This is a genomic window from Lachnoclostridium edouardi, from assembly GCF_900240245.1.
GTDB classification, from domain to species: Bacteria; Bacillota; Clostridia; order Lachnospirales; family Lachnospiraceae; genus Lachnoclostridium_A; species Lachnoclostridium_A edouardi.
The window spans coordinates 490,933-508,232 of the sequence record NZ_OESQ01000001.1 but is presented as its reverse complement, the minus strand read 5'-3'; the positions used below and the strand labels follow the sequence as shown (position 1 = coordinate 508,232).

Genomic DNA, 17,300 nt, shown 5'->3' with positions numbered 1-17,300 from the left:
GGTAAAATTCCCATTGTTAGAAAACCATATGACTAACGGAAAGGAAAGTAGAAAATGATTAGAAAATTAGCCCTTTCTATTAGGGAATACAAAAAAGCATCTATTTTAACGCCTGTTTTTGTTTTATTTGAGGTGCTGTTGGAAATTTTCATACCTATGATTATGGCTATTATGATTGACAAAGGAATTTCACAGGGAAATTCCCAGGTTTTAGGAAAATGGGGAGCGATTTTAATTGTATGTGTAATTCTGGGTATGGTATGCGGCGTGCTGTCGGGAGGTTTTTGCGCGGTGGCCTCAGCTGGATTTGCACAAAATTTAAGGCAGGATATGTACTACAAAATTCAGGGATATTCCTTTGCCAATATTGACAAATTTTCCACCTCAAGTATTGTAACCAGATTGACAACAGATGTTACCAACGTGCAAAATGCATACATGATGATAATTCGCGTGGCTGTGCGGGCCCCAATTATGCTTGTATTTTCACTGATTGCTTCATTTATGATAAGCAGAAGCCTATCTCTTGTATTTCTTGCAGCAATCCCTATTCTGGGAGCTGGCCTTTATCTGATTGTCAGCCGTTCACATCCTTATTTTGAGAAAGTATTTCACATTTATGATGAATTAAATGGCGTGGTACAAGAAAATCTTACTGGAATTCGTGTAGTAAAATCTTTTGTCCGTGAAGATTTTGAAGTTAAGAAATTCAGGGGAGTATCTAAAAGAATTTTTCACACCTTTACTACAGCGGAGGGAATTGTAGCTTACAACATGCCTCTTATGCAGTTTGCAGTTTACGGCTGCCTTTTATTTTTCTGCTGGTTTGGAGCAAAGGCTATTGTGCTGACCCACGAGACAGCAATGACCACAGGAGAGCTGTCCAGCTTAATTGCATATGCAATGAATATTCTCAACTGCCTGATGATGCTGTCTCAGGTATTTGTAATGATAAACATGGCAAGAGCTTCCGCAGAGCGAATTATAGAGATTTTAGATGAGGAAAGCTCCTTAAAAAGCGGGGAGGCCCCTGTATACGAAATGCAGAATGGAGAAGTTATTTTTGATCAGGTTGGATTCAGCTATTTTGATGAGAAACAGAAGGAGTGTTTATCCCACATATCTTTGCACATTCCCTCCGGCTCCACCCTTGGCATTATCGGCAGTACAGGAAGCGGAAAAAGTTCTCTGGTGCAGCTGATTCCACGACTGTATGACGTTACAGAGGGAAAGGTGATAGTTGGCGGAAAGAACGTAAAGGATTATGATTTATTTACTCTTAGAAATAACGTGGCAATGGTACTGCAGAAAAACGAGCTGTTTTCCGGAACTATTAAAGAGAATCTGCGGTGGGGAAATGAAAATGCCACGGAGAAAGAGATTGTTCATGCCTGTAAACTGGCTCAGGCAGATCCTTTTATCAGAACCTTCCCGGATCAATATGATACTTATATTGAACAGGGGGGCACAAATGTATCCGGAGGCCAGAAACAGCGTCTTTGTATTGCCAGAGCGCTGCTGAAAAAGCCTAAGATTTTAATTTTAGATGATTCTACAAGCGCGGTGGATACAAAAACAGATGCAATGATACGAAAAGCCTTTCGGGAAGAAATTCCTGAGACTACGAAAATCATTATTGCTCAAAGAATTTCCTCAGTGCAGGATGCAGATCATATTCTGGTGTTGGATAAGGGGGAAATTAACGGCTACGGAACCCATGAGGAGCTATTGGAAAGCAATGAAATTTATAAAGAGATTTATCAGTCTCAGACGAAAGGAGAGGAGAAGTAATGGAGAAAAAGAAAACGAATATGGGCAAGGTCTGCAGCCGCCTGCTGTCCTATATTATTCTGAAGCATAAATTAATTTTCAGTATAGTTGTGGTTTGTATTCTGGTCAGCTCCTGTACAGTTGTTGCCAGCTCTCTTTTCCTGGAGGTTTTAATAGACAACTATATTACGCCATTTTTATTAGAAGAAACACCTGTTTTTACAGGTCTTTTGCACACCATTATTTTTATGGGCTGTATTTATATTGTTGGTGTTTTGTCCACCTTTGCCTACAACCGGCTTATGGTAAAAATATCTCAGGGAACATTAAAAGAGATCAGGGATGATATGTTTGCATGTATGCAGAAGCTTCCTATCGGATATTTTGACACTCATACTCACGGGGACATTATGAGCCATTATACAAATGATACAGATACTTTAAGGCAATTTATTTCCCAGGCCCTTCCCCAGTTTATTTCAGCAGTTGTCACCATTATAGCTATATTGGTTTCTATGATTGCCAGCAATGTGCCTCTTACTGTCGTAGTAATTATATTTACACTTTTAATGGCCCTGACTACAAAGAAAATCGGAGGCGCCAGCGCAAAGTATTTTATTAAACAGCAGGAAACCTTGGGAGCAGTTACAGGATATATTGAAGAAATGATAAACGGCCAGAAGGTAATTAAGGTATTCTGCCATGAAGAGAAGGCCAAACAGGGCTTTGATGTAAACAACAGTAAATTATGTGAAGCTTCCACATTGGCCAATAAATACGGAAATATTTTGATGCCTTCTATTATGCAGTTAGGTAATCTACAGTATGTATTAATTGCTTTAATAGGCGGATATATGGCCATAAAAGGATTTGGGGCAGTTACTGTAGGTATGATTATTGCGTTTTTAAATCTTTCAAAAACATTTTGTATGCCTGTATCTCAGATTGCGCAGCAAATCAGTTTAATGGCCATGGCTTTGGCAGGAGCAGAGAGAATTTTTGAATTAATTGATGAAGAACCAGAGGAGGATAAGGGGTACGTTACTTTAGTCCGGGTGAAATATGAGAATAATATTGCTGTGGAAACAAAGGAAAAAACTGGCGTTTGGGCATGGAAGCATCCTCATGGAGACGGAACCCTTACTTACACTCCATTAAAGGGAGAAATTGAATTTTGCGATGTGGATTTTGGATATACAAAGGAAAAGCTGGTGCTGCATCACATTGTGCTGAATGCCACCTCAGGGCAGAAGATTGCATTTGTAGGGGCGACAGGAGCCGGAAAAACAACAATTACAAATCTGATTAACCGTTTTTATGATTTAGCTGACGGAAAGATCCGCTATGACGGCATTAATATTAATAAAATTAAAAAGCCGGATTTAAGACATTCTCTTGGAATTGTACTGCAGGATGTAAACTTATTTACAGGAACAATTATGGAAAATATTCGATATGGAAATTTAGAGGCCACAGACGAGGAATGTATAGCGGCTGCCAAGCTGTCAAATGCAGACCAGTTTATCCGCTATTTGCCGGAAGGATATAACACTATGCTGACTCAAAACGGCGCCAGTCTTTCCCAGGGTCAGCGGCAGTTAATTTCTATTGCCAGGGCAGCTGTTGCAGATCCGCCTGTTATGATTTTAGACGAGGCCACCTCCTCCATTGATACCAGAACAGAGGGCCTTGTTCAGCAGGGAATGGATAATCTGATGAAGGGCAGAACTACCTTTGTCATTGCTCACAGATTATCTACAGTGAGAAACTCAGACGCTATTATGGTGCTGGATTCAGGAAATATTATTGAAAAAGGCACCCACGATCAGCTGATTAAAAAGCAGGGGGTTTATTATAGCTTATATACAGGCGCCTTTGAGTTGGAGTAATAGATATTTGTTGCACAATAAAATACTTTCTAGTATGATATAAAAAATAGTAACACTCGTGAAAGACAACTACTGCTGAGGTAATTTTATATGAAAACTAGAAAAGAGATTTTAGATTATGGAATGACATTTCCAGATGTTTATATTGACACTCCTTTCCATGATACGAATTGGGTTCTTCTTCGTTACAGGAAAAATAAAAAAGCGTTTGCGTGGACTTATGAAAAACTGGGAAATATTTGGGTGAATGTGAAGGTGGCGCCGGAGTGGAGAGATTTCTGGAGAAGGGCGTATGATTCTGTTGTGCCAGGCTACCACCAAAATAAAGAGCATTGGAATTCTATTATATTAGACGGAACTGTGCCTGATAAGGAAATTAAGCGGATGATTGCAGAAAGCTATGACTTAATTTCTAAAGCTGACAGGAAAGGTGTATAATAATGTTGCGCTGCAATAATGTTGCAAAATAAAACATTTTAAGTAAGGCTTTCGCTTCATAACCGAAATAAGTTTTTCCTATACTGAATAAATCAAAACATAATTTCCACGTATTTCATGGAAAAGCTTAGGGAAATAGCCTTTTGATTTAAATAAAAATAAAAAAATAGAAGTAAATCCATACTTGGCACACTTTTTGCTTTTATATTTAGCAGATAACAAAAAACCACAGAAAAGGAGAGCAGATTATGGATTATACAAGTTTATTTAAAGGTGCAGAAGGAAAAAAATCCAGAGTAGGTATTATTGGAGCAACAAGAGGATATGGCTACACATTGCTGGCACAGATTCCAAAAGTAGAATTAATGGAGCTGCGTTTAATCTCTTCCAGACATACAGATGAGTGTATGGAAGTACTTACAGGGCTGGGATATAAAGAAGAAAATATTGTTGTGTGCACAGATAAAGACCAGGTAAAGAATGCGCCTAAGGACGCAGTTTTAATTGTTACAGATTACCGTCTTGTTCCGGAATGCGATATTACTGCATTAGTAGAGTGTACAGGAAATACAGCAGTCAGCTCTGAGGTTTCAGTGGAAGCTTTGAAAAAGGGAATTAATGTATACATGGTTTCTAAAGAGACAGACAGCGTATGCGGAACAATGTTAAACCAGATTGCAGCTGAGAACAATGCTGTTTATTCACTTGTAAACGGCGATCAGCCTAGAAACCTGTTAGACCTTTACTCCTGGGGAAGGGTATTAGGATTGGAAATTGTAGCTGCAGGCAAAGCCAGCGAATATGATTTTGTGTGGGACCCAGATACAAATGAATTTACTTATATGGAGGGCACAGAAAAGCCTCACGAGAATATTCCAGGCATGAAGGAATTCTGGCATTATAAGGACAGAGAAACATTAGATGAGCGCCGTAAGCTGGTAGAAAAATATATGGCAGTTATTTCTGCAGATTTATGTGAAATGAATCTGGTTTCCAATGTAACAGGACTTGTGCCTTCAGCGCCTCGTTTAAATTATCCAGTTGCAAAGATCAGCGAGCTGGCAGATATTTTCATTCCAGAGGAAGACGGCGGAATTTTAAAGAAAACAGGAGTAGTGGACGTATTCTGCAATCTTCGTTCCCCAGATGAGGCCAGCTTTGCAGGCGGAGAGTTTATTATTATTAAATGCGAAAATGAAACTGTGTGGGAGCTGCTGATCAGCAAGGGCCATGTAGTAAGCCGCAACGGCAAATATGCTTGTATTTATCTGCCATATCACTACATGGGTCTGGAGACTCCAATCTCTATTTTATTAGGTGATTTAGTGGGAATCGGAACTCACCCAGAATGCCGTCAGGTATCTGTAATGGCAGGCGTGGCTCAGGAAGATCTTCCAAAGGGAACAGTATTAAAGGTTCACGGCCATCACCACTCTATTGACGGTTTAGTGCCAGAGCTTTGGGAGAAAAAGGACGCCGAAGAGGTGGCTCCATTCTATCTTCTTAACGGAACCACATTATTGAAAGACGTAAAGAAAGGTCAGCCAATTACAAAGGATGTAGTAGATCTGACTGGAAGCAGACCAAATGAACTGTATGAGCAGGGATTAAAACTGTAAAATTAGGAATCGCCAGTTCCGGCAAATGCCGGTTCTGGTGATTCCTTGTTTCAATATTTGCTATATTCACATGCTTTTAATTTCTGGAACATTTTTCCGCGTCAATAGCTAAAGTTGCCATAAGGGCGTACAGCCCATTTTTCTCATCGCCTACGTCGATTACATAGGTGTCTGTAAAATTCCATAAATCTTTGCTGATTGTTGCAACTACTTTTTGGGAAAGGTCTATAATTTTATAGTCCCATCCCATAACATTTCCTGATATTTCCCAACCGTTATAATTAATATGAAAGGAAGGTTTGAACAATTTAAATTGCTTCTGAATCACGCCAATACAGTTTCCCCTCACATACAGCTCAAATCTAGGAAGAAAGGTAAAAGCCGCCTGCTTTACAGTTGCAATATGAATTCCGTTTTTGTCTAAAATGTGAAGCTTGTGTCCCCAGCTGATTTTTCCTTCTACAATATAAATCACATTTCCTTTTTCATCATAAATATCATAACTGTCAAACCAGGAAAAAAGCCGCTGCTTAAATAACATTTTCATCTGATTTCCTCCTTTAAGATAATCCTATCATAAAGGAGAAAAGTCAGTGTTACATTTTCCTTAATTATATATGGCAATTTTTATTTTTTCATTCTAACAAACCATTTTACAATCTCTACCTGCACAATGGACAGAAGAGATAAGGCGATGACAATTGCCCATTGAGAGACGGTTAAATATGTCAGCTTGAAGGCGTACTGTAAAGCCGGTACAAACAGGATACAGCACATCAGCAGGAGAGAGGCTATAAAGGAAAGTACTAACCAAGGGTTAATGCCTTCTGCTCGCACCCATATAGGTTCAGTGTTAGAACGCTGGTTAAATGCTCTTAACATCTGGGATAAAGCAAGTACAGAAAAGGCCATAGTCTGCCCGGCCTTATGATCGCCAAAGGACGCGCCTATCCAGTAGGCGGCTGTTGTCATGGTCGCCACGAAAAGTCCCTGAGTAATCACACGGCGCACTAAATCCTTTTCAAATAAAGTGCCGGTTTTTACAGGCTGATGCTTCATAATGTTTTTGCTGGCCGGGTCTACGCCTAAGGCCAGGGCCGGAAGAGTGGCAGTTGCCAGGTTCACCCACAAAATATGGGCGGCCAGTAAAGGCGGTTCCCAGTTAAAGAGAGTGGCTACAAATAATGTAGTAATTTCCGCAATATTTCCCACTAAAAGGAACTGAATTACTTTCTGAATATTTCTGTATACTCGCCGTCCTTCTTTAATGGCATAAGCAATAGTAGTAAAGCTGTCGTCCAGAAGGATCATGTCAGCTGCATCCTTTGCAACATCAGTTCCCGTAACGCCCATGGCAACGCCGATATCCGCAGCTTTTAAAGCTGGGGAGTCATTCACTCCGTCGCCTGTCATGGCAGCTACTTCTCCAGTACGTTTTAAGGACTGAATAATACGCAGCTTATCTGCAGGTGATACTCTTGCAAATACTGTGGTAGTTTTTACTGCCAGATCTAACTCCTCATCTGTCATCTGTTCCAGTTCCTCACCTGAGATTACAGTATCCTGGGAAGAAAAGATTTTAAGCTCCCTGGCAATGGCCACGGCAGTTACCTTATGGTCCCCTGTAATCATAACAGTGCGGATACCTGCCTGCTTACATAAGCTGACAGACTGGGCAACTTCTTTTCTTGGCGGGTCGATCATACCTGTTACGCCGGTAAATGTTAAATCAAATTCTATGTCCTCATCATCGTCCTCTGGAACGGCAGATAAGGTTTTAACAGCAAAGCCCAGCACGCGCAGCGCCTGCTCTGACATAGAAAGGCAAAGATTTAAAATGTTAGTTTTATCTTGTTCTGTAATAGGACGCACGCCCTTGGAAGTTAATATATGGGTACATAACGGCAGCATCTCATCTACAGCCCCCTTAGTGAAGGCAGTAATTTTGCCGTTAATTTCATGGACCGTAGTCATACGTTTCCTGTCAGAGTCAAAAGGCTGCTCAAAAAGACGAGGATACTGGTGTTCCAAAGATTCGTGGTCAATTCCAAAGGCCTGAGCCATGTAAATTAAAGCTCCCTCTGTAGGGTCGCCGATAATAGACCCCGGTTTATCCGGGTCAATGCTGGCATCATTACAAAGGGGGCACCGTACACCAGCTCTTTATATACCTTTGGATGAGTGGATGACGCCTGTTCAATAGCAGTAGGAACTCCGGCCTCAAAGTCTCCGTTTACTGCAATACAGGTTCCTGTCATTTTGTTTAAAGTAAGGGTTCCTGTTTTATCACTGCAAATTACAGTGGCGCTTCCTAAGGTTTCCACAGCAGGAAGGTTGCGGATCAAAGCATTTTTCTTAGCCATACGCTGTACGCCTAAAGCCATAACAATAGTAGCAGTTGCAGGCAGGCCTTCAGGAATAATGGAGATAGCTAAGGAGATGGCCACTAAAAACTGAGGAACTAAAGGACGATGGTAAATAGCTCCGATTGTGAAAATCAGAATACACACAATAATACCGACAATAGTAAGAGTTTTTCCCACTGCGTTTAGTTTGCGTTTTAGTGGAGTGTCGAAATCATCCTGACTATCCAGCATATCTGCAATATGCCCCACCTCTGTATTCATACCTGTGGCAACTACTACGCCGGATGCCCGGCCGTAGGTGACAATAGAAGAGGTGTAGACCATATTGGCCTTGTCTCCTAAAGGACAGTTTTCAGGCAGCAGCTCCTCTGCCTCTTTTTCAGAAGGCACAGATTCTCCTGTAAGCGAGGCCTCCTGTACCTTTAAATTGGCAGATTCTATGAGCCTGATATCTGCAGGCACCATATCGCCGTCGCCTAAAAATACAATATCTCCTACAACCAGCTGACTGGCGGGGACAATACTTTCCTCCCCCTGCCGCAGGGCCCGGGCCGTAGGGGCGCTCATATTTCTTAAAGCCTCCAGAGAGGACTGAGCTTTTTTCTCCTGTACAATTCCAATAACAGCGTTAATAACTACAATGGTAGAAATTACAACTGCCTCTGTCCATTCTTTTAGAACAGTGGAAAATAAGGCGGCTCCTATAAGAATCAGCACCATAGGGTCCAGAATTTGCGCTTTCAGCATCTGAAAAATTGTTTTCGGCGGTTTTTGGCGCAGCTGATTGCTTCCATTTGCTTTTAATTTTTTGACAGCCTCGGCATCGCTTAATCCCTCCTCTGAGGTATGTAGTAACTGAAAAACCTCCTGAAGGTCTTTTGAGTGCCAAGGCACCTGACTGTGATTATCCATAAGGGATATACCACTCCTTTCTTAAATTAATTTTTTTTTATTGTTATGAGCACTTAGCGCCTGTGTTTTAGGCACTTACGTGGGATACATAAAAAACAATACAAAAAGACATAGCCCGCCCCTGTATAAAAGGACGAAGTTATGTCTTTGATATAATAAATTTGTATATAAATAAACAGTTTAAATTCGCTGGATCAGCATCGCTACTGTCAGAGTCGTCCATAATAAATAGTATTTCCTTTCTGAAAAATATTTATGCCTTATTATAAAAGAGGTTTTTTATAATGTCAACGGATGGGTTTAAACCTTCACAGCTTCTTTACATTGGGGACGAGAAAAAAATTAACGCAAAATGTAAATTATAAGGTATAATGGTTATGGAAAACAAAAAATAGTTTTTATGAAACGAGTGAAAAAAATATAGAAAATAAGATGAAAAAGGAGAGGCACTTATGGGATTGATTAAAGCTGGACTTGGGGCGGTAAAAGGGACCTTGGCGGATCAGTGGAAGGAGTTTTTCTATTGTGAGGCCATTGATAAAGATGTGATTTTAGTTAGAGGACAAAAGCAGGTATCCAGGCTTTTGTCCAACACCAAGGGAAATGACAACATTATCTCCGACGGCAGCTGAGGAAAATTTTAAAAAAGTTATTTTTTTCACAAAATATTTGATTTTTTTAAAAGAAATTACTATAATCTGTACTGTAGAAACTTAAATTGGGGAAATCTGTTTATAAATTAGAATCTATAGGAGGACAAAAATGAGAGGAGTAGAAACACGAATCCAGGAAATACGCCATCGGATTTTCTGTGAGGTGGCCCGTATGGCTTATCACACAGAGTGGCCTGTGGATAAAAGGATTGAAGAGCTTCCATATAAAATTATTCCAGGGGAAATCGGGAATTTCCGCAACGACGTATTTTTAGAAAGGGCGATTGTAGGAGAAAGACTTCGTCTTGCCATGGGTCTTCCCTGCAGGACTGCCGCAGAGCACGCCCCTCTTTCCGATAATATTGAATCTGCAGACAAGCCGGAAACTTATTATACGCCGCCTTTAATTAATCTTATTAAATTCGCATGTAATGGCTGCCACGAAAAGAGGGTTTTTGTCACTGACGGATGTCAGGGATGTTTGGCTCACCCCTGTGTGGAAGTGTGCCCCAAAAATGCAGTTACTTTAGACAGAACCAGCGGCCGTTCCTACATTGATCCTGAAAAGTGCATTAAATGCGGAAAATGTGCGGAAGTATGTTCTTATAATGCAATTATTATTCAGGAGCGTCCATGTGCGGCAGCCTGCGGTATGGACGCCATCAGGTCAGATGAAAACGGCTTGGCAGATATTGATTACGACAAATGTGTTTCCTGCGGACAGTGCCTGGTAAATTGTCCTTTTGGCGCTATTTCTGATAAGTCTCAAATATTCCAGGTAATCCGCTCTATCCAGTCCGGGGAAAAGGTATACGCTGCCGTGGCTCCGGCCTTTGTAGGACAGTTTGGACCAAAGGTAACTCCGGGAAAACTGAGAGCAGCTATGAAAGCCCTTGGATTTGCCGATGTTTTCGAGGTGGCAGTAGGAGCCGACCTGTGCGCTACTCAGGAGGCCATTGATTTTGTTCAGGAGGTTCCTGAAAAAATTCCATTTATGGCTACATCATGTTGTCCCGCCTGGTCAGTAATGGCTAAAAAGCTGTTCCCGGACTTTAAAGAATGTATTTCCATGGCATTAACCCCTATGACCCTAACTGCAAGATTGATTAAATGTTACCATGAAACGGCAAAGGTTGTGTTTATAGGACCGTGTGCAGCTAAAAAGCTGGAGGCTATGAGAACTTCTATTAGAAGCGAAGTAGATTTTGTTCTTACCTTTGAGGAAATGGCAGGTATTTTTGACGCCAAGCATATTGATATAGAAAATATTGAAGAGGACCCGGACGGCGTCAACGACGCTTCTACAGACGGACGAAATTTTGCAGTGGCCGGCGGAGTTGCAAAGGCTGTGACAGATGTAATTAACAAGCGTTTCCCTGACAGAGAGATTAAGGTGGCCAACGCAGAAGGTCTGAAAGAATGCCGCAAGCTTTTAACAATGGCTAAAGCGGGAAAATACAATGGCTATCTGCTGGAAGGTATGGCCTGTCCCGGCGGATGTGTAGCCGGCGCAGGTACTATGCAGCCGATAAAGAAGTCCCAGGCAGCTGTAAATCTTTACGCCTCTAAGGCAAAACATAAAACATCTAATGAAACAGAGCATGTAAAAGAACTAAATAAACTGGTAGATTAAGTAAAAAAAGAGTGTGAAGAGCTGAAAACATTTTAGGTGTTTTTCAGCTCTCCACACTTTTTACATTTTATTTCTTTATATTAAAAGCCTGAAATCCAGGATAATGAGCGCTGCATCCTAATTCCTCCTCAATGCGGAGAAGACGGTTGTATTTTGATACCCGCTCGCTTCTGCTGGGAGCTCCTGTTTTAATCTGGCATGTATTTAAGGCTACAGCCAGGTCGGCAATAGTAGTGTCCTCTGTTTCTCCTGACCTGTGGGAGGAGATAGCGGTATACCCTGCCTTGTGGGCCATTTTAATCGCCTCCAAAGTTTCTGATACAGAGCCGATTTGATTAAGCTTTATTAATATGGAATTGCCGCAGCCAAGAGAAATTCCTTTTTCTAAACGCTTTGTGTTGGTGACAAATAAATCGTCCCCTACCAGCTGTACCTTATCTCCCAGCTCTTTTGTCATAAGCTGCCATCCGTCCCAGTCTTCCTCGTCTAAGCCGTCTTCAATAGAGTAAATTGGATATTTTTCACAAAGTTCCTTCCAATGCTGTACCAGCTGAGCGGAGGTATAATGCTTTTTGCATTTTGGCAGAATGTATTCTCCCTTTTTCTCCCCTTTCCACTCGCTAGATGCAGCGTCTATAGCCAGAACAAAGTCCTTTCCAGGCTCATAGCCGGCTGCTTTAATTGCCTCTAAAATATATTCAATAGCTTCTGCGTCGCTTTGCAGATCCGGGGCAAATCCGCCCTCGTCCCCTACAGAAGTAGCCAGGCCCTTAGATTTTAAAATAGATTGAAGGGCATGAAAAACTTCAGCGCACCAGCGGAGACCTTCTTTAAACGACGGAGCGCCTGCCGGCATAATCATAAATTCCTGCACGTCTACAGTGTTGGCTGCGTGAGCTCCTCCGTTTAAAATATTCATCATAGGCACCGGCAGCTTGCTGCCGGAAACGCCGCCTAAAAAGCGGTAAAGAGGAATGCCTAAGGAAGCGGCTGCAGCTCTTGCACACGCAATAGAAACAGCCAGTATAGCGTTGGCGCCTAAATGAGACTTATCTGCTGTATTGTCCGCCTTTATCATGGCCTGATCTACTGCATATATATCAGAAGCGTCCATTCCCTGAAGAGTTTCACATATAATTGTATTAATATGTTCTACGGCCTTCTGAACGCCTTTCCCCTGAAAACGGGAGGAATCATTGTCCCTTAACTCCAAAGCTTCAAATTCTCCTGTGGAGGCTCCGCTGGGGGCGGCTCCCAGGGCAGTTGTGCCGTCTGATAAAAACACCTGAGCTTCCACAGTAGGATTGCCTCTGGAGTCAATAATTTCCCTTCCAATAATTTTTTCAATCAATAAGTTTTTGTTCATTATAATAAGCCTCCTTATAAAATTTGAAGTTAGTTGAAACTAACTAAAAATATAGCAACTTTGACGGCGCATGTCAACTGCTGATTCATAAAATAAAAGGTATTGATTAAATTTCTTATTTATGGGCAAAAATGGAAATAGGAACGAGTGAAATAATAATTATGAGAAAGGAAGTAGAAAAATGATAGAAGTACCTATTAATTTTCGTCAGGCTTATGATATTGTAAATTTTGTGGAGAAAATCAATGAGTTTTCCTGTAATGCCGATTTAGTAAGCGGCAACAGAATGGTGGACGCCAAATCTTTAATGGGGGCTTTAGCTATTAGCCAGGCTCAGCATTTAAGATTAGTGCTCCATGAAAATTCCCAAAATGAGGCCAATGAAATTCTCTCCAGAATTAACGAATATACATTTAAATAGTTGCGCCCGCAATTATATTATGGTATGATATACCGCAGACCAGAAAATACTGTGGATTGTTGCAGCCTCAGTATTTTCTGTCTAGCTCATACTCTGACGTTTAGAAAGGTCAAAAAAATGAAACAGACATTTCACTGGCTGGCAGTTCTGGGACGATTAGGCAATTTATATGCGGACCACAAAATGAAACCTTTGGGAATCAACAGCAGCCATCCCCCAATTCTGGTTCACATCTGCAGACAGCCTGGAATCACCCAGGACAAACTGAAAACCATGATCTACATTCACCCCAGCAATATTACAAGAGCCTTAGATAATCTGGAAAAGGAAGGATATATCAGAAAGGAAGTTTTGGAGGCCGACAGACGCACAAGCCGTATTTATCCCACGAAAAAGGCTGAAGAAGCGTACAAAAGCATCAGAAAGATTGAGGGCGACTGGGAGAAACTGGTGACAGAAGATATGTCGGAGGAAGAGAAGGAGATATTTGCGGCACTGCTGAAAAAAGCCGGAGTTGCGGCGGCAAAATATTTCTATGGATTTTAGATACAAAATACTTCTTTAAGAGGAAAGGAGAATACACGATGATAAGAAAACTTGCCGGCTGTGTAGGAGAATATAAAAAGCAATCTATTATGGCTCCAGTGTTAGTATCTTTGGAAGTTGTAATGGAGTGTATTATTCCCTTTATTATTGCGCAGCTAGTAAATCAGATTAAGGCAGGGGCAGAGTTTGGCACGCTTTTAAAATATGGTTTGATTTTAATTGCAATGGCGGCTTTGTCCCTTGTGTTTGGAATTGGGGCCGGCTATGCCTGCGCCACAGCTTCCTGCGGGTTTGCCCGAAATGTGAGAAGAGAGCTGTTCTACAGAATTCAGGGATTTTCCTTTGAAAATATTGACCGCTTTTCTTCCTCTTCTTTAGTTACAAGACTGACAACAGATATTACTAACGTGCAGATGGCATATATGATGATTATCAGAATCGCCATCCGATGTCCTTTGATGCTGGTATTTTCCTTTGTAATGGCATTTATTATGGGCGGGAAAATGGCGTGTATCTTTTTGTTTGTAGTGCCGCTTTTAGGAATCGGCCTGTTTACCATTATCAAAACAGCTATGCCGCTGTTTAAAGCAGTATTTAAAAAATATGATAACCTGAACAACTCTATTCAGGAAAATATTAAGGGTATCAGAGTAGTGAAATCCTATGTAAGAGAGGATTTAGAGAAAAAGAAGTTTGGCGCTGCAGCAGAAGATGTGTGTATGGACTTTACTAAGGCTGAAAAGATTCTGGCATTTAACAATCCCCTGATGCAGTTTTGTCTTTACACAGTTATGGTATTTGTATTATCAGTAGGTTCTTATGTGATTATTTCCTCCAGGGGAATAGATTTGGACGTAGGGCAGTTTTCCGCCTTGCTTACATATAGCTTCCAAATACTCAGCAGTTTGATGATGGTTTCCATGGTATTTGTAATGATTACTTTGGCCAATGAATCTGCCCACCGTATTGTGGAGGTATTAGATGAGGAAAGTACTTTGGCAAATCCTAAGGAGCCTGTAATGGAAGTAAGGGACGGCTCTATTGACTTTGAAAACGTAGGCTTTAAATATTCTGCAAAGGCTGAAAGAAAGGCTTTGGCGGATATTAATCTGCATATCCGGTCTGGAGAAACCATTGGCATTATTGGAGGCACAGGGTCTTCCAAGTCTTCTTTAATCCAGCTGATTTCCCGTCTCTATGATGCCACTGAGGGCGTGGTAAAGGTAGGCGGCCTGGATGTGCGCAGGTATGATCTGGACACTTTAAGAAATCAGGTTGCAGTAGTGCTTCAGAAAAATATTTTATTTTCAGGAAGTATTAAGGATAACCTGAGATGGGGCAACAAAGAGGCAACTGATGAGGAGCTGAAGGAAGCCTGCGTATTAGCTCAGGCAGATGAATTTATTATGCAGCTGCCTGGAACTTATGATTACCATATAGAGCAGGGCGGTTCTAACGTTTCAGGTGGACAGAAACAGCGTCTTTGTATTGCCAGAGCTTTGCTGAAAAAACCTAAGGTTTTAATTTTAGACGACTCTACCAGCGCGGTGGATACTAAAACAGATGCTTTAATCCGCCGGGCTTTCAGGGAGTTTATTCCTGAGACAACAAAGATTATTATTGCCCAGAGAGTTTCTTCTGTTCAGGATGCAGACAGAATTGTGGTTATGGACGGAGGAACTATTCAGGCAGTGGGAACTCACGAAGAGCTGTTAAGCACCAACGGAATTTACCAGGAAGTATATGCTTCACAGAACAAGGGAGGTGATACGGATGGAAAATAAAGAAAAGAATGTGCTGGGACCGAAAAAAACCTTGGTGAGAATTATAAAAACATTATTTGAGTTTTACCCTGTAATGATGCCTGTGGTTTTGTTCTGTATTGTATTTAACGCGATTATTTCTTCTATTCCCGCCGTATTTATGCAGAACATTATTGCAGTTGTGGAAAATAGCTGGCAAAGCGGAGACTGGAACAGTGTTTCAGGAACAATTCTACGTTTCACAGGTATTTTAGCAGCGCTGTACATTTTATCCTTGATAGCTTCCTTTTCCTACAGCAGAATGATGGCTGTAATTACACAGGGAGCCTTAAAGAAACTAAGAGAAAAAATGTTTAACGGTATGCAGGATCTGCCTGTAAAATATTTTGATACTCATAATCACGGAGACATTATGAGTTACTACATAAATGATATTGATACTTTAAGACAGCTGATTTCTCAAAGTATTCCCCAGCTGACCATAGCGGCGATTACATCCACCACTGTATTCTGCGTGATGCTGTATTACAGCGTTTGGCTGGCTATTGTGGTTATCTGCGGTATTTTAATTATGCTGTACTTAACTAAGAAAGTAGGCGGCGGATCAGCAAAATACTTTATCCGCCAGCAGATCGCCTTAGGAGATGTGGAAGGCTTTGTAGAGGAAATGATGAATGGGCAGAAGGTAGTAAAAGTATTCTGCCATGAAGAGGAAAGCAAAAAAGATTTTGATAAGATTAATGATCAGCTGTTCCAGGTGGCAGAAAGAGCCAATAAATATGCCAACACTTTAGGGCCTCTTCTCAACAATATTGGAAATATTCTGTATGTAGTGGTAGCCTTGGCAGGCGGTTTACTGCTGGCTGTGAAAGCGCCTAATTTAAGTATTTCCGGTCTGCCTATGGGAATCAGCATAGCAGTTCCGTTTTTAAATATGACAAAACAGTTTGCAGGAAATATTAATCAGGTTTCCCAGCAGATTAACGCGGTAGTTATGGGTATGGCAGGAGCCCAGCGTATTTTCACTTTGCTGGATGAAGAGCCGGAGGAGGACCAGGGATATGTAACCTTAGTCAACGCAGAAGAGGAAGACGGACAGCTGAGAGAGTGTGCGGAAAGAACAGGCGTCTGGGCGTGGAAGCATCCTCATAAGGACGGCACAATTACTTATGAAAGACTGGCAGGGGATGTGCGCTTTGAAAATGTGGATTTTGGATATGAAAAAGGAAAAATAGTGCTTCACGACATCTCCCTTTATGCAGAGCGAGGCCACAAGGTAGCCTTTGTAGGTTCTACAGGGGCGGGAAAAACAACCATTACCAACCTGATTAACCGTTTTTATGATATTACAGACGGAAAAATACGCTACGACGGCATTGATATCAGCAAGATTAAAAAAGCAGATTTGCGCAGATCTTTAGGAATTGTGCTTCAGGATACCAACCTTTTTACTGGAACAGTAATGGAAAATATTCGTTACGGCAATTTACATGCTACTGACGAGGAGTGTATTGGAGCGGCCAGATTAGCAGGAGCCCATGATTTTATTACCCGTCTGCCTGAAGGGTATAAAACTGTTATTTCCGGAAATGGGGATAATCTTTCCCAGGGACAGAGGCAGCTGCTTGCCATTGCCAGAGCCGCCGTGGCAGATCCTCCTGTTATGATTATGGACGAAGCTACTTCTTCCATTGATACAAGAACAGAGGCGATTGTACAAAGGGGAATGGATGCTCTGATGCACGGAAGAACTGTATTTGTAATTGCCCACCGGCTGTCCACTGTGCGAAACTCCGACGTTATTATGGTGCTGGAGCACGGCCGCATTATTGAGCGGGGAAGCCATGATAAGCTGATTCAGGAAAAAGGAAAGTATTATCAGCTTTACACAGGAGCTTTTGAACTGGAGTAATGGAGCGAAGGA

At 41.5% G+C, this 17,300-nt stretch carries 13 protein-coding genes and 1 pseudogene; 10 read left to right on the top strand and 4 right to left on the bottom strand.

Going from position 1 to position 17,300, the window contains the following annotated elements:
- Window positions 1-54: 54 nt before the first annotated feature.
- The 4 genes from C1A07_RS02305 (at window position 55) to C1A07_RS02290 (ending at window position 5,716) form a co-directional block, all read left to right on the top strand.
- Window positions 55-1,791, top strand: a complete 1,737-nt coding sequence (locus tag C1A07_RS02305) for an ABC transporter ATP-binding protein (RefSeq protein WP_101875671.1) — start codon at window positions 55-57, stop codon at window positions 1,789-1,791.
- Entirely contained in the window at window positions 1,791-3,659 is a 1,869-nt protein-coding gene (locus tag C1A07_RS02300; RefSeq protein WP_101875670.1) for an ABC transporter ATP-binding protein, read from the top strand. Before C1A07_RS02305 ends, C1A07_RS02300 begins: the two co-directional genes overlap by 1 nt.
- A gap of 90 nt (window positions 3,660-3,749) precedes the next feature.
- Window positions 3,750-4,097, top strand: a complete 348-nt coding sequence (locus tag C1A07_RS02295) for an MmcQ/YjbR family DNA-binding protein (RefSeq protein ID WP_101875669.1) — start codon at window positions 3,750-3,752, stop codon at window positions 4,095-4,097.
- 248 nt (window positions 4,098-4,345) lie between these two features.
- A complete protein-coding gene (locus C1A07_RS02290; RefSeq protein ID WP_101875668.1) occupies window positions 4,346-5,716 on the top strand; it encodes a homoserine dehydrogenase in 1,371 nt (456 codons plus the stop codon).
- Between the two features lie 76 nt (window positions 5,717-5,792).
- On the opposite strand, the gene C1A07_RS02285 is transcribed toward C1A07_RS02290, so the two are convergent.
- The 3 genes from C1A07_RS02285 to C1A07_RS16600 all read right to left on the bottom strand — a co-directional run bounded on the left by C1A07_RS02285 (window position 5,793) and on the right by C1A07_RS16600 (window position 8,994).
- Complete coding sequence (locus tag C1A07_RS02285) at window positions 5,793-6,263, bottom strand: LURP-one-related/scramblase family protein (protein WP_101875667.1); 471 nt, start codon at window positions 6,261-6,263, stop codon at window positions 5,793-5,795.
- An 80-nt stretch (window positions 6,264-6,343) separates the two neighbouring features.
- Complete coding sequence (locus C1A07_RS16605) at window positions 6,344-7,813, bottom strand: cation-translocating P-type ATPase (RefSeq protein WP_330399587.1); 1,470 nt, start codon at window positions 7,811-7,813, stop codon at window positions 6,344-6,346.
- The gene (locus C1A07_RS16600) at window positions 7,786-8,994 is read right to left on the bottom strand and encodes an HAD-IC family P-type ATPase (RefSeq protein ID WP_330399390.1); all 1,209 of its coding nucleotides are present in this window, start codon (window positions 8,992-8,994) and stop codon (window positions 7,786-7,788) included. The genes C1A07_RS16605 and C1A07_RS16600 overlap by 28 nt, the downstream gene beginning before the upstream one ends.
- Before the next feature lie 452 nt (window positions 8,995-9,446).
- Here C1A07_RS16600 and C1A07_RS02275 point away from each other — a divergent pair.
- Both C1A07_RS02275 and C1A07_RS02270 read left to right on the top strand, forming a co-directional pair.
- Window positions 9,447-9,623: pseudogene (locus C1A07_RS02275) on the top strand (SPFH domain-containing protein); the annotation flags it as partial.
- Between the two features lie 133 nt (window positions 9,624-9,756).
- A complete protein-coding gene (locus C1A07_RS02270) occupies window positions 9,757-11,280 on the top strand; it encodes a 4Fe-4S dicluster domain-containing protein (RefSeq protein ID WP_101875666.1) in 1,524 nt (507 codons plus the stop codon).
- Between the two features lie 67 nt (window positions 11,281-11,347).
- Here the strand turns inward: C1A07_RS02270 and eno are convergent, their stop codons facing one another.
- Window positions 11,348-12,646: a phosphopyruvate hydratase gene (gene eno / locus C1A07_RS02265; RefSeq protein WP_101875665.1), complete on the bottom strand. Its 1,299-nt coding sequence runs from the start codon at window positions 12,644-12,646 to the stop codon at window positions 11,348-11,350.
- 181 nt (window positions 12,647-12,827) lie between these two features.
- Here eno and C1A07_RS02260 point away from each other — a divergent pair, with 181 nt between their 5' ends.
- From C1A07_RS02260 to C1A07_RS02245, 4 genes are all read left to right on the top strand, one after another.
- Window positions 12,828-13,067, top strand: a complete 240-nt coding sequence (locus C1A07_RS02260) for an HPr family phosphocarrier protein (protein ID WP_101875664.1) — start codon at window positions 12,828-12,830, stop codon at window positions 13,065-13,067.
- A 117-nt stretch (window positions 13,068-13,184) separates the two neighbouring features.
- Entirely contained in the window at window positions 13,185-13,613 is a 429-nt protein-coding gene (locus C1A07_RS02255; RefSeq protein ID WP_180952156.1) for a MarR family winged helix-turn-helix transcriptional regulator, read from the top strand.
- 38 nt (window positions 13,614-13,651) lie between these two features.
- Window positions 13,652-15,397 (top strand): ABC transporter ATP-binding protein, encoded by a 1,746-nt coding sequence (locus C1A07_RS02250; protein WP_101875662.1) that lies wholly within the window; start codon window positions 13,652-13,654, stop codon window positions 15,395-15,397.
- Window positions 15,387-17,288, top strand: a complete 1,902-nt coding sequence (locus tag C1A07_RS02245) for an ABC transporter ATP-binding protein (protein WP_101875661.1) — start codon at window positions 15,387-15,389, stop codon at window positions 17,286-17,288. The genes C1A07_RS02250 and C1A07_RS02245 overlap by 11 nt, the downstream gene beginning before the upstream one ends.
- Window positions 17,289-17,300: the final 12 nt, after the last annotated feature.